General features: G+C 67.4%; 18 protein-coding genes, 1 pseudogene and 1 riboswitch. Of the genes and pseudogenes, 8 read left to right on the top strand and 11 right to left on the bottom strand.

What is annotated here, in order from left to right; all coding sequences use genetic code 11:
- Positions 1-1220, top strand: a 1220-nt coding sequence (locus tag C664_RS16480) for a nucleoside recognition domain-containing protein (RefSeq protein ID WP_004264445.1), incomplete at its 5' end; no start/stop codon positions are given.
- Positions 1221-1233: 13 nt separating this feature from the next.
- Entirely contained in the window at positions 1234-1488 is a 255-nt protein-coding gene (locus C664_RS16485) for a ferrous iron transport protein A (RefSeq protein ID WP_004264446.1), read from the top strand.
- An 11-nt stretch (positions 1489-1499) separates the two neighbouring features.
- Here C664_RS16485 and C664_RS16490 read toward each other — a convergent pair whose 3' ends face one another.
- The gene (locus tag C664_RS16490) at positions 1500-2213 is read right to left on the bottom strand and encodes a response regulator transcription factor (RefSeq protein ID WP_004264447.1); all 714 of its coding nucleotides are present in this window, start codon (positions 2211-2213) and stop codon (positions 1500-1502) included.
- Between the two features lie 17 nt (positions 2214-2230).
- Positions 2231-3754, bottom strand: a complete 1524-nt coding sequence (locus C664_RS16495) for an ATP-binding protein (protein ID WP_004264448.1) — start codon at positions 3752-3754, stop codon at positions 2231-2233.
- Between the two features lie 245 nt (positions 3755-3999).
- Here C664_RS16495 and C664_RS16500 point away from each other — a divergent pair, with 245 nt between their 5' ends.
- Both C664_RS16500 and C664_RS16505 read left to right on the top strand, forming a co-directional pair.
- Positions 4000-5637, top strand: a complete 1638-nt coding sequence (locus tag C664_RS16500; RefSeq protein WP_004264451.1) for an acyl-CoA synthetase — start codon at positions 4000-4002, stop codon at positions 5635-5637.
- A gap of 113 nt (positions 5638-5750) precedes the next feature.
- Positions 5751-7169 (top strand): solute carrier family 23 protein, encoded by a 1419-nt coding sequence (locus C664_RS16505; RefSeq protein ID WP_004264454.1) that lies wholly within the window; start codon positions 5751-5753, stop codon positions 7167-7169.
- A 76-nt stretch (positions 7170-7245) separates the two neighbouring features.
- Here C664_RS16505 and C664_RS16510 read toward each other — a convergent pair whose 3' ends face one another.
- The 8 genes from C664_RS16510 to C664_RS16545 all read right to left on the bottom strand — a co-directional run bounded on the left by C664_RS16510 (position 7246) and on the right by C664_RS16545 (position 16878).
- Positions 7246-7572 (bottom strand): AzlD domain-containing protein, encoded by a 327-nt coding sequence (locus C664_RS16510; protein ID WP_004264457.1) that lies wholly within the window; start codon positions 7570-7572, stop codon positions 7246-7248.
- Entirely contained in the window at positions 7569-8273 is a 705-nt protein-coding gene (locus tag C664_RS16515; protein WP_004264459.1) for an AzlC family ABC transporter permease, read from the bottom strand. Before C664_RS16515 ends, C664_RS16510 begins: the two co-directional genes overlap by 4 nt.
- 77 nt (positions 8274-8350) lie before the next feature.
- Positions 8351-8926 carry a TMEM165/GDT1 family protein gene (locus C664_RS16520; protein WP_004264461.1) on the bottom strand — a complete coding sequence of 192 codons (576 nt, stop codon included), beginning with the start codon at positions 8924-8926 and terminating at the stop codon, positions 8351-8353.
- 7 nt (positions 8927-8933) lie between these two features.
- A riboswitch (yybP-ykoY riboswitch) is annotated at positions 8934-9117 on the bottom strand.
- A gap of 70 nt (positions 9118-9187) precedes the next feature.
- The gene (locus C664_RS16525; RefSeq protein ID WP_038012180.1) at positions 9188-12268 is read right to left on the bottom strand and encodes an efflux RND transporter permease subunit; all 3081 of its coding nucleotides are present in this window, start codon (positions 12266-12268) and stop codon (positions 9188-9190) included.
- Entirely contained in the window at positions 12265-13239 is a 975-nt protein-coding gene (locus tag C664_RS16530; RefSeq protein WP_004264463.1) for an efflux RND transporter periplasmic adaptor subunit, read from the bottom strand. The genes C664_RS16525 and C664_RS16530 overlap by 4 nt, the downstream gene beginning before the upstream one ends.
- 51 nt (positions 13240-13290) lie before the next feature.
- A complete protein-coding gene (locus C664_RS16535) occupies positions 13291-14205 on the bottom strand; it encodes an adenylate/guanylate cyclase domain-containing protein (protein WP_038012182.1) in 915 nt (304 codons plus the stop codon).
- Positions 14206-14401: 196 nt separating this feature from the next.
- Complete coding sequence (locus C664_RS16540; protein ID WP_004264465.1) at positions 14402-15292, bottom strand: ribose-phosphate diphosphokinase; 891 nt, start codon at positions 15290-15292, stop codon at positions 14402-14404.
- Positions 15292-16878, bottom strand: coding sequence for a thymidine phosphorylase family protein (locus tag C664_RS16545; protein WP_004264468.1), 1587 nt, complete (start codon positions 16876-16878; stop codon positions 15292-15294). Before C664_RS16545 ends, C664_RS16540 begins: the two co-directional genes overlap by 1 nt.
- A 407-nt stretch (positions 16879-17285) precedes the next feature.
- Between C664_RS16545 and C664_RS21280 the strand changes: the two are divergent.
- The 4 genes and pseudogenes from C664_RS21280 to C664_RS16560 all read left to right on the top strand — a co-directional run.
- Positions 17286-17759, top strand: a pseudogene (locus tag C664_RS21280) (methyl-accepting chemotaxis protein); the annotation flags it as partial.
- Positions 17760-17810: 51 nt separating this feature from the next.
- Entirely contained in the window at positions 17811-18173 is a 363-nt protein-coding gene (locus tag C664_RS21285; protein ID WP_232435123.1) for a CZB domain-containing protein, read from the top strand.
- 130 nt (positions 18174-18303) lie between these two features.
- Positions 18304-19626 carry an IS1182 family transposase gene (locus C664_RS16555; RefSeq protein WP_004251208.1) on the top strand — a complete coding sequence of 441 codons (1323 nt, stop codon included), beginning with the start codon at positions 18304-18306 and terminating at the stop codon, positions 19624-19626.
- Between the two features lie 207 nt (positions 19627-19833).
- The gene (locus C664_RS16560; protein ID WP_004264477.1) at positions 19834-20256 is read left to right on the top strand and encodes a CBS domain-containing protein; all 423 of its coding nucleotides are present in this window, start codon (positions 19834-19836) and stop codon (positions 20254-20256) included.
- Between the two features lie 28 nt (positions 20257-20284).
- Here the strand turns inward: C664_RS16560 and C664_RS16565 are convergent, their stop codons facing one another.
- Positions 20285-21313 carry a DUF5924 family protein gene (locus tag C664_RS16565; RefSeq protein ID WP_004264479.1) on the bottom strand — a complete coding sequence of 343 codons (1029 nt, stop codon included), beginning with the start codon at positions 21311-21313 and terminating at the stop codon, positions 20285-20287.
- Positions 21314-21385: the final 72 nt, after the last annotated feature.

The raw sequence follows: 21385 nt of genomic DNA on the forward strand, positions 1-21385 counted from the left end.
ACTCGCTGCCCGCACGCCTCGCGCGCGAGCGCGGCGGCGCGGCCGAGGCGCTCGCGCGCACCGTCACCCAGCAGGCTGGCGGCAAGGACCGCACGCTGTCGATGCTGCTCGGCCGCGTCGCTGTGCACCGCCTGTGGGGCTGGCCGATGCTGCTCGGCGTGCTCTATCTCGTCTATCTCTTCGTCGGCGACTTTGGCGCCAGCACCCTGGTCGGGCTGCTCGAAGAAGACTTCTTCGGCGAGGTGCTGAATCCGGCGGTCACGGACTTCGTACACAGCCACATCTCCACGCCCTGGCTCGCCGACCTCTTCGTCGGCGAGTACGGCCTGTGGACGATGGGCATGACCTACGCGCTGGCGCTGATCCTGCCGATCGTCACCACCTTCTTCCTCGCCTTCGGCGTGCTGGAGGACTCCGGCTACTTCTCGCGCCTGTCCGTGATCGCCAACCGTCTGTTCGCCGCCATCGGGCTGAACGGCCGTGCGGTGCTGCCGATGGTGCTGGGCCTGGGCTGCGTGACCATGGCCACGCTCACCACCCGCATCCTGCACACCCCGCGCGAACGCCTCATCACCATTTACCTGATGGCACTGGCGATTCCCTGCTCGGCGCAGCTGGGCGTGGTGCTCGGCCTGCTGGGCGGCATCTCCTTCGGTGCCACGGTGATCTGGGTCGCGGCGATCGTCCTGGTGCTGCTGTTCACCGGCTGGCTGGCGAGCAAGGTCGTGCCCGGCCGGCGCGTGCCGCTGATCACCGAGCTGCCGCCGATGCGCATGCCGGTGCTGGGCAACGTGCTGAAGAAGACCGGCGGGCGGCTCAAGTGGTACCTGATCGAGGTCATCCCGCTGTTCCTGATCGGTACGCTGATCATGTTCGTGCTCGACCGCAGCGGCGCGCTGCCGTGGATCATCGAGGCCGGCAAGCCGCTGGTGGTGGGCTGGCTCGGCCTGCCGCCCGAGGCCAGCGCCGCTTTCGTGATGGGCTTCCTGCGCCGCGACTTCGGCGCCAGCGGCCTGTTCGCGCTGCAGGGCGAGCTGTCGATGGTGCAGGCGGTGGTCGGCATGGTCACGATCACCCTGTTCGTGCCCTGCATCGCCAGCCTGATGATGATCGTCAAGGAACAGGGGATGAAGGTCGCCGCGCTGATGCTGGCGATGATCATCCCCACCGCCTTCCTCGTTGGCGGTCTGCTCAACCACGGCCTGCGGCTGTTCTTCTGAAGGAGCCCGACGCATGAACGCCAACCGCACGCCCACGCACGAACGCATCCGCCTCACCGGCACGCCGGTCGGCCGCATGGTCCGCATCACCGACTTCGGCGACGAGATCGATCCGCTGCAGCGCGAGCAGCTGCACGCCTACGGCCTGTCGGCCGCGCACGCGGTCAAGGTGCTGCAGCAGACGCCGATGACTGTGCTGCTGTGTGAACACGTCGAACTCGCCATCGAACACGAAGTCGCCCGCCACCTGTGGGTGGCGATGGCCTGACGCCCGGGCTCTCAGCGCCAGCTCACCGGGGTCGCCAGCAGATAGCCGGCGCCGTACACCGTCTTGATGAACTTGCCGCTGTGCCCGCCCTGCTCGAAACGCTTGCGCAGGCGCGACACGCGCAGATCAATGCTGCGGTCGAGCGCGCTGACGTCGCGCCCGGACAGCAACTGCTCGCGCGACAGGATCTGGTTCGGACGCTCGAGGAAGGCGATCAGCAGCTGCGACTCGGCAAGGCTCAACGTGTCTTCGACACCGTCCGGCGACACCAGGCGGTGGGTGGCGCATTCGAAGCGCCAGCCCGCGAAGGATGCCACCCGCTGCCCGCCGCCCTCATCCGGCGGCTCCGGCTGGTAGCGGCGCAGGATGCTGCGCACGCGTGCGATCAGCTCGCGCGGCTCGAAGGGCTTGACCACGTAGTCGTCGGCACCCAGCTCCAGTCCCATCACCCGGTCATGGGTGTCCTCGCGGCCGGTAGCGATCAGCAGGCCGAAACGATAGCGGCTGCGCAACTGCTGCAGCACCTCCATGCCGTCCATGTCGGGCAGGCCCAGATCGAGGATGGCGAGGTCGGGCTGCTGCACGCGCAACTGGCGCAGGAAGTCTCCGCCACTCGAGAAAACCGCATGGCGGAAGCCGAAACGCTCCAGCGTCCCGGCGATCAGCCTTGCCACACCCTCGTCGTCCTCGACGACATGAATCAGCGCCTGCGCCTTGTCGTTCAATCCCCGTCCCCGAATGGTCAGGCGATCGCGGCGTGCAGGGCCTCCAGCAGGCGGTCCTGCGAGAACGGCTTGTCGAGCATCGGCAGGCCGAAATCCTCGCGGTCGGTATCGACCTTGTCCGCATAGCCGCTCATCAGCACCACCGGCAGCTCGGGCCGGAAACGGCGCACGAAGCGCGCCAACGCACGCCCGTCCATGCCGCCCGGCATCACGATGTCCGACAGCACGAGCGCGATCGCAGGGATATTCTCGACCATGTCGGCCGCTTCGTGGCCACTTTCAGCCTCGAGCACCGCGCAGCCGAGCGCCGACAGCTGCTTGCGTACCACGTCGCGCACCTTGTCGTCGTCCTCGACCAGCAACACCAGGCGCCCGGCAAGCGTGTCCGCCGCCAAGGGCGCCACAGCCCCGGCCGGCTCGGGCCGCGGCCGAGCCGCACGCGGCGCACAGGGCAGCAGCAGCGACACCGTGGTGCCCACCGCCTGCCGGCTGCGAATGCGCACCCCGCCACCCGACTGCTTGATGAAGCCGTACACCATGGCCATGCCAAGCCCACTGCCGAGGCCGAACTTCTTGGTCGTGAAGAAGGGTTCGAACACGTGCGTCAGGGTCGCGCTGTCCATCCCGGTGCCGTTGTCGCTCACCGCGATCTGCACGTAACAGGCCGGCGGCAGCTCGAGATCGGCCGCGGCCGCACCCTCGATGCAGTCGAGCGAGCACTCGATGCGCAGCTCGCCGCCATTGGGCATGGCATCGCGCGCATTCAGCGCGAGGTTGAGCAGAGCGCTCTCGAGCTGGTTGGGATCGACCAGCGCGTGCAGTTCGACATCACGCGACGCGGTGGAGATGGTGATCGAACTGGGCAAGGAGCGCCGGATCAGTCGCGCCATGCCCAACACGAGCTCATTCACCTCGACTACCTCCGGTGCGATCGGCTGCTGGCGCGAGAAGGCAAGCAGCCGGCGCACCAGCCCTGCGCCACCCTCCGCGGCAGCCAGCGCCGGATCGACATACTCCGCCACGACCGGCGCCAGCGCCGGATGCGCGCCGAGCGCCTCGGCCAGCCCCTGCAGGTTGCCGATCACCACCGTCAGCATGTTGTTGAAGTCGTGCGCGAGACCGCCGGTCAGCTGACCGATCGCCTCCATCTTCAAGGCCTGGGCAAGCGCGCTTTGCGTACGCCGCTGTTCGGTGATGTCCACCGCATGGACATAGCAGCCGACCACTTCGCCCTCGGGACTGAAGTCCGGCACCAGGGTGCTGCGCGCATGCAGCATCTCACCGTCGCGGCCGGGCATGCTGTACTCGTAGCTGAGTTCCTCGCCGGCCAGCGCGCGGCGCACCTTGTCCTCGACCTGATCGAACACGTGGCGGCCGATGACCTCGAGGATGCTGCGGTCCTTCATGCCCTCGCTGGTCGTGCCGAACCACTGCGCATAGCGCTTGTTGCCGTAGCGGAACACCCAGTCATGGTCGAAGTAACCGATGTGCGCGGGGATCGTGTCGGTGATCTGGCGCAGCCGCAGCTCGCTATGGCTCAAGGCGCCGCCGCTCCTCGATCCCTGGCCCGAACTCATGTTTGCCCGCTCCTGCCCTGACGGGGAAAACATGTCATTCTAGTGAACACCCCGATGCGGGCAAGGTTTCGACAAGATTCAGTACATTCCGACGAAATTCCGGACAAGATTTTTTGCCATCCTCACGCGCGGAGGGAGAATGGACGTCGGGATCCGCGCAGTTCATCCCCGACCGATAACCCGTTTCAAGAGATGGGAGTGGAGAAAGAATGTCGAATGCGTACGCTCAAGGACTGGACAAGAATCCGGCCAACTACGTCCCGCTGTCGCCGCTGAGCTTCATCGAGCGCACCGCGATGGTGTACCCCAACCGCACCAGCGTCGTGCATGGCACGCGCAGCTACACCTGGGGCGAGACCTATACGCGTTGCCGCCGCCTGGCGAGCGCACTGGTCGCGCATGGCGTCAAGCGCGGCGACACCGTGGCGGTGATGCTGCCCAACGTGCCACCGATGTTCGAAGCCCACTTCGGCGTTCCCATGACCGGCGCCGTGCTCAACACCTTGAACACCCGCCTCGACGCCGACGCCATCGCTTTCATGCTGCGACACGGTGAGGCCAAGGTGCTGATCACCGACCCCGAGTTCGCCGGCGTGGTGCGTGCCGCACTCGACCTGCTCGAAGGCGACAAGCCGCTTGTCATCGATGCGCTCGACGACGAATACCCCGGCACCGATCGCGTCGGCACGCTGCTGTACGAGGATTTCCTCGCCGGCGGCAACCCCGACTATGCGTGGAGCCTGCCCGCCGACGAGTGGGACGCGATCGCGCTCAACTACACCTCCGGCACCACCGGCAACCCGAAGGGCGTGGTCTACCATCACCGCGGCGCCTATCTGAATGCCGCCTCCAACATCATCAGCTGGGGCATGCCGCAGCACTCGGTCTACTTGTGGACGCTGCCGATGTTCCACTGCAACGGCTGGTGCTTCCCGTGGACGATGGCGGCCAACGCCGGCATCAACGTCTGCCTGCGCAAGGTCGACCCGGCGCTGATCTACGAGCTGATCCGCCGCCACAAGGTCAGCCACATGTGCGGCGCGCCGATCGTCTACGGCATGCTGATCAACGCCCCCGACCCGCTGCGCGCCGGCATCGAGCACAGCGTGGCCGGCCTCATCGCCGGTGCTGCGCCCCCGGCCGCGATCATCGAAGGCGCCGAGCGCATCGGCTTCGACATCACCCACGTCTATGGCCTGACCGAAACCTACGGCCCGGCCTCGGTCTGCGCGAAGCATCCCGAGTGGAACGAACTGCCCATCGACCGGCGCGCCGAACGCAACGGCCGGCAGGGTGTGCGCTACCACATGCAGGAAGCGATCACCGTGCTCGACCCGATGACGATGGAGCCGGTGCCCGCCGACGGCGAGACCATGGGCGAGATCATGTTCCGCGGCAACCTCGTCATGAAGGGCTACCTGAAGAACGAGAAGGCCACGCAGGAAGCCTTTGCCGGCGGCTGGTTCCACACCGGCGACCTGGCCGTCATGCACCCGGACGGCTACGTCAAGATCAAGGACCGCTCCAAGGACGTCATCATCTCGGGCGGCGAGAACATCTCCTCGCTGGAAGTGGAGGAAGTCCTGTACCGCCACCCGGCGGTGCTGACAGCCGCGGTCGTCGCCCGGCCCGACGCCAAGTGGGGCGAGGTGCCGGCGGCCTACATCGAGGTCAAGGAAGGCGCTGGCGTCACCGCCGACGACATCGTCGCCCACTGCCGCGAGCACCTCGCGCGCTTCAAGGTGCCCAAGCACATCGAGTTCTGCGTGCTGCCCAAGACCTCGACCGGCAAGATCCAGAAATTCGCCCTGCGCGAGATGGCCAAGTCGGCCTCGGCGATCGAGTAATTCCCTAGCACGTCCCTTTCCAAGCCCTTCCCCGCCTGACCGGCCCGCTGTCGCGAGACACGGGCCGGAGGGGTAGCTTTTGCCCAAAAAAACAACAACACCCGGAGTTCAACATGGCTATCCAACGCCAACACGGTGCCGAGCACCCATACTGGCCGCTTGGCCCCTTCAAGGTCCGCCTGCCCTTCATCCATTACCGTTGGGAATACCCGGAGATGGTGCAGGGTCTGTTCATGTTCGTGGTCAGCCTCGGCATGATCCCGCTGCTGATGAAGTACCTCGGCATGCCCTACGAGGCCGCGCTGGCCTTCTGCGTGGTGGCCGGCATCGGCTACCTGCTACCGGCGCTGTTCGGCGTTCCGCTCGTGCCAGGCTGGATTACCCCGGCGATACCGGTCGTGCTGCTGTTCCTGCAGAACTTCGAACCTGGCCCGGAGGCAGTCAAGGCGATGTTCGCACTGCAGCTGGAAGTGTTCATCATCTTCCTGTTCCTCGGTCTCACCGGCCTCGGCAACAAGCTGGTCACGGTGATCCCCAATTCGCTCAAGAGCGGAATCATCATCGGCGCAGGCATCGCGGCGATGATGGGCGAGCTCAAGACCGGCGGCCGCATCGACAACACACCGATCTCGCTGCTGATCGGGTCGATCGTCTCGGCCTACATCCTGTTCTCGCTGTCCTTCAAGCACATCGTCGAGACCAACAAGATCGCCAAGACGATCTCGAACTTCGGCATGATCCCGGGCATGTTCATTGCCATGATCCTGGGCTGGATCGTCGGCGAGTACCCGCTGCCCGACATCGAATGGGGCATCACCCAGCCCGATTTCGGCGGCATGATGAATTACCTCGTGTTCAACACCGGGATGCCGAGCGCGGACATGTTCCTGCTCGCGATTCCGACCGCGATCATCGCGTACGTGATCGCCTTCGGCGACATTCTGGTCGGCTTCACGCTGTGCAAGCGCGTCGACCACCTCCGGCCGGATGAAAAGATCGAGCTCGACGTCACCCGCGTGCACCTCGTGACCGCGATGCGCAACGGCCTGCACGCCGTCCTCGCCCCCTGGCCCGGCCTCGCCGGCCCGCTATGGACCGCAGCCCACGCCACCGTCGCCGAGCGTTACGCTCTGGGCCGCAAGGCGATGGACTCGATCTACTCCGGCGGCGGCACCTTCTGGGTCACCGGCCTGATCGCCGTGTTCATCCTGCCGCTGGTATCGGTGTTCAAGCCGGTGCTGCCAATCGCGCTTTCGCTCACGCTCGTGCTGACCGCCTACATCTGCATCATGGTGGGCATGGAAGAGCTCAAGAACTCGACCGAGCGTGGCGTGGCCGGCATCGTCGCGGTGACGCTGGCGATGCCCGACCCGAAGGCCACCGTATACGCGGTGGTGATCGGCTTGGTACTGTACTGGCTGATCGAGCGCCCGAACGCGGCACAACGCGCCAAGACCGATCTGTCGATCATCGGCGATAACACCGCGGCCATCGAGGCCGGCGACGAGCACGGCGTGGCGCAGAAGCGCTGACCTGCGCAGCGCCCACGGCGAACCTCAAGGGTTCGCCGTCAAGCCAAACGGCCGGGGGCTGGGTTGGTAGCGAACGCTACCAACCCAGCCCCTTTCTCATCAGCAACAGCAAGCCCATGCCCAGCAGGAAGGGCAGCCAGGGATTGCGCCAGCGCAGCGCCACCGCGATGACCACCAGGCCGGCGGCCAGCTTGGGATTGAAGGGCGACACCTCGCCGCCATCGATCAGCAGGTCGGGCATCACCAGCGCAGACAGCGCCGCGGCCGGCGCGTAGCGCAGCGCGCGCTGCAGGGCCGGCGGCAGGCGTCCCTTCTCACCGAGCAGGATGAAGCTGCCGCGGGTCAGGATCGTGGTCGACCCGATTGCCAGCAGCGTGAGCCACAGCCAGATGCCCTCGCTCATCGTGGCGCCCTCCCGGACAGCGCCCGCTCGGCGAAGAACCCCGCGGCAATTCCGAGCGCGATGCCCACAATCAGGCCCAGGCGCAGCGGCAGGTCCCGCAGCAATACCGCCCCCAGGCCGCCCACCAGCGCTGCCAGCCACATCGGCCGCGCGCGCAGCATCGGGATCACCATCACCATCAACGCAATCGTGGTCATGAACTCGAGTGACCAGTCGCGCGGCATCACCCCGGCACTGAGCACGCCCACGAGCGTGCAGCACTGCCACATCAGCCAGGAATAGACCGACGGCGCGATGTAATAGCCCCAGCGCCATTGCGCGTCACCCGACCGGGTGAGCTTCTCGGCGCCCACGGCGAAGAGGCCATCCACCAGCAGGTAGCTGGAGGCCAGCCGGCGCATGAAGGGATGACCGTGAAAGACCGGCGCGAGCGCGGCGCTGAAGATGATGAAGCGCAGGTTGAGCACCATCGCGGTGACGAAGATCAGCCACAGCGGTGCGCCGCTGGCAATCAACGGCAGCGTGCCCAGTTGCGCGGTGCCGGCATAGACCAGCACGTTCATGCCCATCGCCTCGAGCGGCGACAAGCCGATCGAGCGCATCGCGATGCCGGTCACCATGGCCCAGGGCAGGAGCCCGACCGACAGCGGCAGAAAGTCGCGCAGCCCCTCGCGGGCGCCGCGCCGAAAAGCGGATTCCATTCGGATGAGATCGCAAAAGCGGCCAAGCATAGCAGCCAAAGCCGGAAGGACTCAGCGTCCCGGACTGCGTGCCTGCATCAGAAGCCGAATGATTCGCCTGCACCCAGCAGTGTCGCCCCCCCCAGCACCGCGAAGATCGCTGCCGCGACGCCGTGCACCAGCCGCACCGGCATGCGCTGCGCGATGCGATCGCCCAGCAGCACCGCCGGCACGTTGGCAATCATCATGCCCAGCGTCGTCCCGGCCACCACCGCCAGCAGGGCCTGGTACTGCGCCGCGAGCGCCACCGTGGCGACCTGCGTCTTGTCGCCCATCTCCGCGAGGAAGAAGGCCACCACCGTGGCACCGAACACCCCGAGGCGCGGCAGGCGTGTGTCATCCTCGTCGAGCTTGTCGGGTATCAGCGTCCACACCGCCATCGCGAGGAAGGACAGGCCCAGCACCCAGCGCAGGGTTTGCGGTCCCATCAGCGTCGTCAGCCAGGTGCCGACCGCAGCCGCAAAGGCGTGGTTGGCGAGCGTCGCAACGAGGATGCCAGCGACGATCGGCCAGGGACGGCGGAACTTGGCGGCGAGGATGAAGGCGAGCAGTTGGGTCTTGTCGCCGATCTCGGCGAGCGCGACGATGCTGGTGGAGACGAGGAAGGCGTCCATTCGATTCGATCGCTGGCCGGAAGAGCACGATGACCCTGCGCCACCCCGGCCATCAATGGCGGCGGCAGGGTCAAAGGTCTTGCCAGATTCGCGAACCCGTGCGCACCACGGCCGGACGGCCGAGCATGTTGACGCGCACCCCTCCAGAACGCCGGAAGGCGGCTACTCCCCAATGACGGCGCGGATTCTAGCCGAGAGGAACACCACGGTCAAAGCCAACCGCCCCAAGCCAACCGTCCCCTCGCCACCCCCAGCCTGGAATCAGGCCGTACGGCGCTGCATCGACATGCGATACACGAGCGGAATCGCGAACAGCGTCAGCAGGGTCGAGAAGCCGAGCCCCCACACGATGCTGGCCGCGACCGGCCCCCACATCAGCGATTTACCCCCCAGGCCCACCGCCAGCGAGAACAGGCCGCCGATGGTGGTCGTGGAGGTGATCAGGATCGGCACCACACGCCGCCGTGCGGCGTAGATGACCGCGTGCTGCACGCTCATGCCCGCCTCGCGCCGCTCGTTGGCCGCGTCGATCAGCACGATGGCCGAATTCACCGCGATGCCGGTGAGCGCGATCACGCCGTACAGCGTATAGAGCGACAAGGGGTTGCCCGAGAACAGCAGGCCGAGCACGACGCCGGTGAAAGCCAGCGGCACCGTGACCAGGATCATCAGCGGCTGCCAGTAGCTGCGGAACTGCGCCGCCAGGATCAGGTAGATCAGGCCCACGCCGAGGGAGAACAGGCGGGTCATCGAATCGAGGCTCTCATTGATGTCCTCGAGTTCGCCCGAAAAATCGAGCTCCACGTCGGGAAAGCGCGGCTGCAGCCCGACCCAGGCAGCCTTGAGGCGATCGTTCGCCGTGACCGTGTCGATGAGCTCGCGATCGAGATCGCCCTCCACCGTGATCGCGCGCGTGAGCTGGTAGTGGCGGATGTAGCCCTTCGACAGGCGCAACTCGTGATCCACGAGTTCGCCAAGCGCCACGCTGCGCCAGCCGCTCTCGTCCCCGATCGGCACGCGCCGCTGCAGCAGCTCGGTGACGTCGACGAAGGCCTCCGGTCGTGCGCGCACCACCACTTCGATCTTCTCGCCGGCGTCACGCGTGGTGCCGACGACCTCGCCCTCGCCGTACAGGCGCAGCAGGCGCGACACTTCGTCCGGGCCCACGCCGGCGCGTGCGAGCTTCTCGCGGTTGAGCACCAGGCGCATCTCGTTGCGGCCGGGCACGTCGTCGTCGGTGATGTCCTTCACGCCCGGCAGCTTCGCCACCTCGGCCAGCAATGCGTCAGCTGCCGCGCGCAGCTGCGGATAGTCATCGGACTTCACCTTGATGCTGATGGGCTTCGCCGTCGGCGGCCCGCCCTTCATCTCGAGGAAGGACAGGCGCGCCTCCCCTCCCAGCGCCTCGATCTGCGGACGCAGCGCGGCGATGATCTCGCCGGTGTTGCGCCCGTCGTCCGGGCGCGGCAGCAGCGACACCAGCACCTGCGCGTACTGGTCGCCATAGACCGGCTCTGTGTCGGTGAACTTGAGGCCCGCGTATGCGGTCACGGCGCGCATCTCGCTGGTCGGCAACTCGCGCTCCACGACCCGGGCGACGCGCTCCGCCTCGGCCAGCGAACGCTCGAGCGTCACCCCTGCCGGCATGTCGACGCTGACGTAGAACAGGCGCATCGAATCGAAGGCGAAGAACTCCATGCGGACGAGGCCGGTGGCGATCGCGCCGCCCGCCGCCGCCATCACGAGCACGAGGGCCGCCAGCCCGGATTTGGGCCGGCGCATCACCGCGACCAGCAAGCGCGCGTACTTGACCCGCAGGGCATGGGTGAGGCGCTCGCGCACCGGCTGCAGGCGGCTGCGGCGGCTGTCGAGCCCCAGCGTCATGATGTGCGTCGGCAGGATCCAGTAGGCCTCGAGCAGGCTGACCATCAGGCCCACCGTGACCACGAAGGGGACGATGAACATGAAGTCGCCGAGGATGCCCGGCAGCAGCATCAATGGCAGGAAGGCCGCGATCGTCGTCAGCACCGACGACAGCACCGGCAGGCCGACCTCGGCCATGCCGCTGATGACGGCCTCGCGCGCCGCCTCGCCACGCTGCAGGCGGTAGTAGATGGCCTCGACGATCACCACCGCGTCGTCGACCAGCATGCCGAGTGCGATCACCACCCCGAGCAGCACCGTCAGGTTGAGCGTGGTGCCGATGAGACCGACGGCGATGAAGGTGCCCGCGAGCGCAAACGGCACGCCCAGACCGACCAGCAACGCGAGTCGCGAGCCGAGGAAGATCCAGCACATGCCGAGCACGGCGAAAAAGCCGAACACGGCATTGGACTCCATGATCGAGATGGCGTTACGCGTGGCGTGGGTCTGGTCGTCCACCAGGCTGAGACGCATGCCCTGCGGGCCGAGCAGCGCGTTGCGCGCATCGGCGAAGGCTTGCAGGCGCTCGACCAGTTGCAGCGTATTGGTGCGCGCCTGCTTGGTGATCGAGAGCATGACCGCCGGCTGGCCGTTGTAGCTGACGAGTTGCGCAGAGCGCTCGTGGCCGCGCGCAACGGTCGCGACCTCGTCGAGCGCGACCCGCCCTCGGGGCGTCACGATCGCCGCCTGCGCCAGCAGCTCAGGGTCCGCCGTCTTGCCTTCGAGCCGCGCCAGCCATTCGCGGTCCTGCACGCGCACGCGCCCGCCCAGGGTGTTGCGAAACCAGGCGCCGACGCCATCCGACAGCTGGATCGGCGACACCCCTGCGGCCTCAAGCCGCGCCGGGTCGAAATCCACATGCAGCTCGGGATCGTCGAACCCGGCCGCGATGACCTCGTCGACGCCCGCCAGCCGCTCGAGATCCTTCTTCAGCGCGAAGGCCTGCGCCCGCAGCGTCTCCCCCGCCGCGCCGTGGAGCACCAGCACTGCCGTCGGAAAACCGTTCGAGCTGGTGATCTCCAGCACTTCGGGGTCGGTCGCCTCGACCGGCAGCTCGGCCGAAGCCTTGTTCTGGATCTCGCGCCGCAGGTCGTTCACGCGCTTGTCGAACTCGCGTTCGGACAGTTCCTCGAAGCGCACCAGGATCGAGGACACGGTCTCGCGGCTCGAGGAGGAGACGAAGCGGATGTCCTTGACCTGCTTGATCGCGTCCTCGAGCGGCCCGGTCAGCTCGCGCTCGACGTCCTCGGCCGAGGCGCCGGGCAGCGTGGTGATGATGCTGACCCAGTTGAAGTTGATCTCGGGGTCCTGCGCGCGCGGCAACGTCAGGTAGGTGACGATGCCGCCCAGCAGCACGACCAGGAAGGCGATGTTGGCGAGGGGGTGATTGTCGATCAACCGCCCATAGAGCCCTTTCATTGCGCGCCCCGCGGCGGCAGGTTGAAACGGCCCTCGTCGACGATGCGCGTGGCCGGCGGCCAGTCGACCGTCACCGGCCGACCGGCCTGCGCCTGCGGCAGCACGACGAAGACCGTTACGCCTTCACGCTCGACCCAGGCACCGAGCGCACCGTCGCGCTGCTGCACGTAGGCGGGCGGCAACTGCGGCGCCGTACTGCGCCAGCGCAGCTCGCCCCCCAGCCCCGGCGGCAGCGGCCGCGCCGAGTCGAGAATGACTTCGCGCGCCTGCCCGGCGGCATCCAGCAGCGGCGAGATCCGCCGCAGGCGAACGGCATGGGTTGTCCCGCCCGCCACCAGGCTGAGGTCTTCTGCCGTTTGCAGGCTCTCGATCTGCGCTGCCGGCACGCGGGCGCGGATCTCGGCGTCAGCACTGGCGGCCAGCACGACGAGCGGCGTACCGACGACGGCCAGATCCCCCACGGCCGCACTGCGCTCGCGCACCACGCCGTCGTAGGGCGCGCGGATCACGCAGCGCGCCAGCGCAAGCTCTGCGCTGGCCAGCGCCGCGCGGGCCGCATCGCGTTCGGCCACGAGTACGCCGAGTTCGGTCTCGCGGATGCGCAGGCCATCGGCGCTGATGAAGCCACGCCCGGAAAGCGAACGTGCCTGATCGAGTTGGGCGCGCGCCAGCTGGATGCGGTTGTCGACCAGGTTCAGCTGGGCGCGGGCACGCTGCACCTCGAGGCGATAGCTGGCATCGTCGAGCCGCACGAGTTCCTCGCCGCGCCGCACCTGCTCGCCCTCGCGCACGGGCATGGCGACGATACGTGCGCCGACCTCTGCCGCCAGGCGTGCCTCATCGCGCGCAACCACGGTCGCCAGGGCGCGGAATTCGGGATAGACGGCCACCTCGGACAGCGGACGCGTGGTCCATTGCGCCGCGGCGGACGCCAGCGGCCACAGGAGAAGCAGCAGAGTCAGTGTTCGCATGGTGTGGCTCACAAAGTTCGTTCACCGGCACCGGATGCAGCGCGGCGGCGCTCAGTTCTCGTCGATGACGTGAAACGCGAGTGTGGGCGCGGTGAAGTCGTCAGGCTGCGCGCCAAGCCCGATTTCGCCCTCGCCGTAAAGAGTACAGCTATCCCGCCTCAGGAACACCGGCGCGGGCGAGCTTGCAAAGCGCACCCAGCTGCCATTGCTGCTGAAGTCGGTCAGTACGCATTGTCCGCCGGTCCATTCGATGCGGGCATGGCGACGCGAGACGCGCTGATCGTCCACCGCAAAGCCGACGCCTTCGCCACGGCCGATGATCAGCGGACCATCGTCGGGGTGCAATGCGAGATGCTGGTCGAGACGATGGATGTCCAGGCGCTGCACGGCCCGCGGACCATCCATCAGTTGCTGCAGGTCGAGCATGGACGTGACGGTGGTCTCGGCCGTACGCGCCCAGTCGATGCGCCACACGCGCATCGGCTCGGCCTTGCCCTTGATCGTGATGCGGTCGAGGCTCTGGCAGGCCAGGCGCTGGGCATCGGCCAGGCAGGCGAAGACCGATTCGCCGATCAGCGTCTCGCCCGCCTGGGCGCGATCGCTGAGACGGGCCGCAACATTGACCGCATCGCCATAGCAGTCGCCATCGTGCTCCACGATCGGGCCGCGCTCGATGCCGGTCTTGATGCCGAGCGCGCCGCCGCTCGGCAAGCTCTGCGCCTGTTCCTTGAGGACGTCCCGCATGCGGGCGGCGGCTTCGACCGCCGCGATGGTGTCGTCGAACAGCACGAGCACACCATCACCCAGATACTTGACGAGCTGGCCGCCGGCCTGGACGAGATGGCGACCGAGCGTGTGCGTGCAACGGGTGACGATGCGGGTCGCGACCACGTTGCCTGCCGTCTCGAAAAGACCGGTGCTACCCGTCAGGTCGGCAAATACCACGGTCCTTACCGATTGCTTCACACGTCTCCCCGTCATGGATCTCGAACCCCTCGCCCACCGCGCACCCTCGCATGGGGCGCGACAGCCTGCCGCGGAGGCTCAGGAAGCACCGATGCTAGCATCAAGACTGTTGATCGTCATCGGCTCGCTCGGCGCGAGCCGTTGCGATGCGGCACGAACCGCATGGAAATGCCAGATTCGACAATCAGACGGACGATCAGGCGACGCCGATCTGGCGCAGGGCCTCGGCGAGCAGGGGCGCGACGCTGACGGCATTGCTCGGGTGCGCGATGCAGTCGGTGCTCCACACCTGGCCGACACCGGCCGCCTCCAACTGCGCGAGGGCATCTCCGGCGAAGAGCGCATGAGTCACGGCGACATCGACCGAAGCCGCCCCCGCCGCCCGCAGCAGGCGGGTTGCACCGGCAAGCGTGTGACCGGAGCTGACCACGTCGTCGAGCAGCACCACCGCGCGGCCCGACACGTCCAGCCCCTCGGGCAACAGGATGTCCACATCGCGGTCGCCGTGGCGAACCTTGGTGCACACCGCATGCGCGAAGCCATGGCGTGCGGCCGCGGCGGCCACCCATTGTGCAGACTCGGCGTCCGGCCCGAGCAGCACGGCACCGGGGCGCACCTGCGCCACGATGTCCGCCAGCAGCGGCGCACCCGACAGGGCAATGGCGTGCGGCACGGGCACGGCCTCGGCCAGCGTATTCACGCGATGCAGGTGCGGATCGACCGTGACCACACCGTCGAACAGACCCGCGAGGAACTCGCCCACGATGCGCTGGCTGACCGCCTCGCCGGAACGGAACGCGACATCCTGGCGCATGTAGGCCATGTAGGGGGCGACCAGCGTCAGGTGTTCCGCCCCCAGCCGCCCCGCCGTGCGCGCGACCAGCAGCAGCTCGAGCAGCTTCTCGTTCGGCCGGTGCAGGCTGCGATAGACGACGACCCGGCCGGGCAGGCGCTCGGGCAGACGCAGCCGCAATTCGTCATCGGGGAAGCGGTGACGCTCGATCACCGCACATTCCAGGCCCGCTGCCCGGGCCAGGCGCCCGGCTTCGAGCGTCTCGTCCTCGAAATGCAACAGCAGCGCTTTCATCAGAACTCCACGAACAGGTGCGGCAGCTGGTCTGCCGCACCGATGGCATAACCCGACGAGCGCATCGCGGCCTGGCGGGCGAACTCGAGATCGGAGGGATAGTCGGCATGGACACGGTAGAGCAGTTCGCCGCGCGCCACGGTGTCGCCCAGCTTGCGCAGCAGGTCGACGCCGGCGCCCTGCACCTTGGGCGCGCCAGCGACGCGCGCGATGCGGGCGAGCTGGTGGTTGTCGATGCCGATGACGACGCCGTCGGCCTCGGCCATGACCTCGAAGCTGAGCCGCGCCAGTTGCGGCGCATTGTGGTCGAAGGGCTTGCCGCCCTGCGCACGGATGATCGCGTCCATTTTGGCCAGCGCGCGACCGGAGTCGAGGATGTCGCGCGCGATGCCAAAGCCGTCGCCACCGCGCACGTCGGGGTCGAACTCGAGTATGCGGCCGGCCAGGCGCAACGCCTTCTGGCGCAGGTCGTTGGGCGCGCGCGGGTCGTTCTCCAGCACCCGCATCACGTCGCGCGCCTCGAGCACCGGGCCGATGCCGTTGCCGACCGGCTGGCGGCCGTCGGTGATGACGACGTCGATCGTCAGGTTCATGCGCCCGGCGACGAACTCGAACAGCTTGCGCAGCCGTTGCGCCTCGGGCATCGAACGCACCTTGGCGGTCGGTCCGACAGGGATGTCGAGCAGCAGGTGGGTGGAGCCTGCCGCCACCTTCTTCGACAGGATGGACGCCACCATCTGGCCGGGCGAGTCGATCGACAGCGGACGCTCGACCGAGATCAGCACATCGTCCGCCGGCGACAGCGCCGCCGTGCCGCCCCAGGCGAGGCAGCCGCGGTGCTCGCGCACGATCTCGGACAGACGCGCCATCGGCAGTTCGACATTGGCCAGCACCTCCATGGTGTCGGCGGTGCCTGCGGGCGATGTGATCGCGCGCGAGGACGTCTTGGGACACAGCATGCCGTGCGCGGCGACGATGGGCACCACCAGCATCGAGGTCCGGTTGCCGGGGATGCCGCCGATGCAGTGCTTGTCCACCACCGGGCGCTCGTGCCAGTCGAGGCGCTGGCCGACTGCGGCCATCGCTTCGGTCAGGAAGTACACCTCCTCGCGGTCCAGCTCGCCCTGGTTCGAGGCGACGACGAAGGCCGTCAGTTCGATCTTCGAATAACGGTGCTCGGCGATGTCGCGCACGATGGCGCGGAAGTCGTCGCGATCGAGGCGCTCACCGGCGATCTTGCGGTGCAGGGCGGGGATTGAGGTCGGCGGCTCGGCCTGCGCGACCTTGGCCGGGTGGCCGTTCTCCACACCGAGCTGCGCGAAGGCGTCCAAACTCAGCCCGATCTCGTTGCAACGGACGATGCGCGGATCGTCGACCACGTTCAGCGTGGCGAGCACGCGCCGACCGTTCGCCTGCACCTCGACCTTGGCCAGCGCCTGAAAGCCTTCGGCGCGGTAGATGGCGCAGTCGCGGTGCAGGTAGGCGACGTTCTCGCGGTAGGTGTCGATCGCGACGCGGCGCAGCGCGAGCGGGAAGGTCTGCTCGTTGCGGACAGCTTCGGCGGGCGTCGAGTCGGGGGTATCCATGGCTCGAAGGGTACTCTTGCGCCCCCGTGGATTGAAGGCGGAAATCGCTGCCGGCGAGAAACATGCCACGCTCCGCGAGCTTCCAAATCCGCTAAAGTCACCCCGAAAGCCGTCGTTATTAAATATATTAATATTGTCGGCAACGCCATAAGAAAAACAGAGGCGCCGTTCTGCGCCTCCCCTTGATCCGTGGAGCAGCAATCATGTCGTGGTGGAACAGAAAGAAGGAAACCGACGCACTGCGTCGCCAACTGAGCGACAGCGAGCGCGAACTCGCCGAGGCCCGGGCGCGGGTCGCGCGCCTCGAGAGCGAGCTCGCGCACCAGCAGGCCGAATGCACCGAAGTGCGCCGGCGCGACAGCCTGCACGATGCCCTGTTCGGCAACCTGCGCACCTACGCCGAGACGATGGGCTCGGTGCAGCATTCGTTCGCGCATCTGGCCGAGCAGCTGGCCACGCAGGAGTCCGCCGCGGCCGACTCGACCCGTGCCGCCGACGAGAGCAGCAAGGCCATCGCCAGCGTGTCGGGCCACCTCGGCACCCTCGCCACCGAGACCGGCAACACAACCAGTTCCGTGCGCCAGCTCACCGCACGCGCCGCGCAGATCGACGGCATCGTGCAGCTGATCCGCGAGATCGCCGACCAGACCAACCTGCTGGCGCTGAATGCGGCGATCGAGGCGGCACGCGCCGGCGAGCAGGGCCGCGGCTTTGCCGTCGTCGCCGACGAAGTGCGCAAGCTCGCCGAACGCACCGCGGGCGCCACCAACGAAATCTCCGAACTGGTCAGCGCCATCCAGGGCGAGACCGGCCAGGTCGAGAAGGTCATCGGCGAATTGTCCGACAAGGCCGCCAGCGCAGCCAGCGAAGGGGGCGCCGCGCGCGGCAGCATGGACGCGCTGTGTGGTCTGGCACGCGGCATGGCCGGCACGATGAAGCAGGCCGCGCTACGCAGCTTCGCCGAGTTGGCCAAGCTCGACCACCTCGTCTTCAAGCTCGACGTGTATCAGGCGTTGACCGGGCACTCCACGACCGAGGCTGCGACGTTGTCGACCCACACCAGCTGCCGGCTGGGTCGCTGGTACCAGAATGCGGGGCGCCAGTTCGCCCACCTGCCGGCCTATCGGCAGCTCGAGGCTCCGCACGCGCGCGTGCACCAGAGCGGCAAAGCCGCACTCGAGCGCGTCGTCGCGGGCGACTTCGAAGCTGCGGTGGCGGCTATCTCCGACATGGAGTCGGCCAGCATCCAGGTGCTCGAGAACCTGCAGCGCATCGCCGACACCGCCGGCGGCTGAGTGCCGTCGCAACGCGATCGAGAATTGCCCCTGCCGCGTTCCGGTTTTCGGCCTAGGAGTCTGCGCGGCAGAAGCCAAGCGTCGGTGAGTTAAGTCCTCCCGGGCGTTTCGGGGCCGGTAGACTGTCGAGATGACGAGCTATCTGCCCTATTGCCCGCAGCAGCAGATGCTGCTGCCCCAGGCGCTGCAGGAGTGGCTACCCGAAGGCCACTTGGCGTACTTCATCAGCGACGCGGTCGACGGGTTGGACCTGAGCGCGTTCCACGCCCGGTATGCCGGTGGCGGACCGCGCAACCAGCCGTTTCATCCGGCCATGATGGTCAAGGTGCTGCTGTATGCGTACGCCACGGGCGTGTTCAGTTCGCGCAAGATCGCGCGCAAGCTGCACGAGGATGTGGCGTTCCGGGTCCTGGCGGCAGACAACTTCCCGGCCCACCGCACGCTGAGCGACTTTCGCGCTGTCCATTTGAAGGAGCTGAGCGAGTTGTTCGTGCAGGTGGTACGACTGGCCCGCGAGATGGGGCTGGTCAAGCTCGGGACGGTGGCCATCGACGGCACCAAGGTCAAGGCAAACGCCAGCCGCCACAAGGCGATGAGTTACGGCCATATGGTGAAGGCGGAGGCCGAGTTGAAACGGCAGATCGAGGCGCTGCTCAATCGGGCCAAGGCCGCCGACGACGCCGAGCGGAACGAGCCCGAGCTGGATGTGCCGGCCGAGATCGCGCGGCGCGAGGCGCGGCTGACGGCGATTGCTGAAGCCCGGGCGCGGCTCGAGCAGCGCCAGCGCGAGGCCGATCAGGCGCGCGGGCGCAGCGACGATGACGACCGTCGCCCGCGCGGCGGTGACGGCAAACCGAAGGGCGGGCGCTACAAGCGCGACTTTGGAGTGCCCGAGGACAAGGCGCAGGAGAACTTCACGGATCCGGACAGCCGCATCATGAAGCGCGCCGGCGGCGGGTTCGATCCGAGCTACAACGCCCAGACGGCGGTCGACGAGACCGCCCACATCATCGTGGCGGCCGAACTGACCAACAACGCCAGCGACGCCGGGCAACTGGCGGGGGTACTGCAGGCCGTGCGCGACAACGTCGAACAACGACCGCGCCAGGCGCTGGCCGACACCGGCTACCGCTCGGAGCAAACGTTCCGGGAACTCGACGGGTGCGGGACCGAACTGGTGGTGGCGCTGGGCCGGGAAGGCAAGCGCCGACTCGGTTTCGACCGCGAACGCAATCCGCACACCGCACAGATGGCCGACAAGCTCGAGAGCGAGGCGGGCAAGAGCGCCTACCGAAAACGGAAATGGATCGCCGAACCGCCCAACGGCTGGATCAAGAACGTGTTGGGATTCCGGCAGTTCAGCCTGCGGGGCCTGGAGCGCGTCAAAGCGGAGTGGAAGCTCGTCTGTATGGCGCTGAACCTGCGCAGGATGAGCACATTGAGGACGGCATGACGGGAAAAGGGGGCAAACCTGTCCCCGTTGCCGTCCGGCATGCGCGCCGCGACGTCGCAAAGCAACTTAACCACGGCCTCAGTCTCTTGCCGCACCTCTCGGTTCGCCAATCGTTCTGCTAAAAAACACGCTCTGGAGTTCTGCCGCGCAGACTCCTAGAGTGCAGGTAGATGATGCCTGCCACGCAACCTCTGACCGGAGCGCGACATGACCAACCGCAACATCTCCTTCATCGTCAAGGATCAACAGCCGCTGATGCTGCGCCCGACCGACTCGGTGCAGATGGCCTGCCGGCGCATGTGCGAGCGCAATGTCGGTGCCGTGCTGGTGACCGACAGCCACCACCACCTGAAGGGCATCTTCACCGGCCGCGACGCCGTGCAGATGATCGGCGCCGGTGGCCACCCGGCCGAGACCTCACTGAGCGAAGTCATGACGCCGGACCCCGACACGATCGGCCCCGAGCACAAGGCGATCGAGGCGCTGCACATGATGTGTGACGGCGGCTATCGCCACCTGCCGGTGGTGGCGGACGGCAAGGTCGTCGGCATCGTGTCGCGCAGCGATTTCAAGGGCCTGGAGCTCGATCAGTTCGAGGACGAACAGAGCCTGTGGGAACGCATCTGCTGAGGTGGCTGCGCCATCCGGGAGGTTCGACCTACTGGCCGGCGTCTGCCGGCCGCACGCGGAAGCGCAGCGTCCCGATCATCTGATCGTCCTCGGTCAGCACTCTCACCTGCCAGCGCCCGGCCGGATCGGACGGGAAGTTCTGCTTGCGCGTCCAGGCGCGATAGCCCTCTTCGCGTCCGCCACGAATGTCGAGCGCGATGCGGTCGATCTCGCGCCCCTCGTGGATCCACACGTGCTGCACGCGCTCGCGCAGGCCCAGCGGCGCACGGATCGCGGTGTAGGCGTAAAGACCCTGCGCGACAAGCTGGGCCGCATCGATCTCGACCAGATTGTGGGTGGGCGCGCGATTGACGTCGTCGATCGCCGTCGCCAGGGCCATGTCCGTCAGGCGCAGCGTGGCGGGCGGCACCCACAGCCGCGCCAGCCAGCCGGTGGCCGCCAGAGCCAGCATCAGCACCGCCACCAGCACCCCGCGCCACCAGCGTGGCACCGTGATCGAGCCCAGCAGGCTCGGGAAGGCCAGCAGCACCGCGATGCCCAGCGCCAGTTCGTAGCTGCGGGCGGTCGGCACGTGCAGGATCAGGGGCATGGCCACCAGCAGCACCGCGAACAGCGTCAGCGTGTGGTAGGTCAGGAACAGCCAGCGCCGCGGCGCGAGCCGCTTGTAGTAGATCGGATCGATCAGCGCCACCAGCGCGGCCAGGATCAGACCGCTGGTGAACACCGCCTGCCCGCTGTTCCAGGATGTGCTCGCGAAGAAGAAGGGCAGCGCGAAGAACAGGCTCTCCTGATGGATCATCTGCGTCGCGTAGCGCAGCACGGTCGGCGGCAGCCGCAGGCCGAAGCGCGCCGCCAGCAGATCGCTGAGCACGCGCTCGAGCACCAGCCACACCCAGCCAAGCAGCATCACGACTGCGATGATGCGGGCGAAACCCTCGTGCCGCTCCACCAGAAAGAAGCTGGCCACGCCGGAGACGAAGCCGAAGGCCGCGATCACGCCGGGATAACGGCGGGCGAGCACGATGAGGCGCAGCAATCGGATCTTGAGTTTGGCCATCGGATGAACGTGTGGCGATGCAGCCGGCGCAAGCGATGGGTGGGGACCACGCCGTGTCGCGCCGCAGGAGGC

This window comes from Thauera sp. 63, assembly GCF_000310165.2.
Lineage (GTDB): Bacteria > Pseudomonadota > Gammaproteobacteria > Burkholderiales > Rhodocyclaceae > Thauera > Thauera humireducens.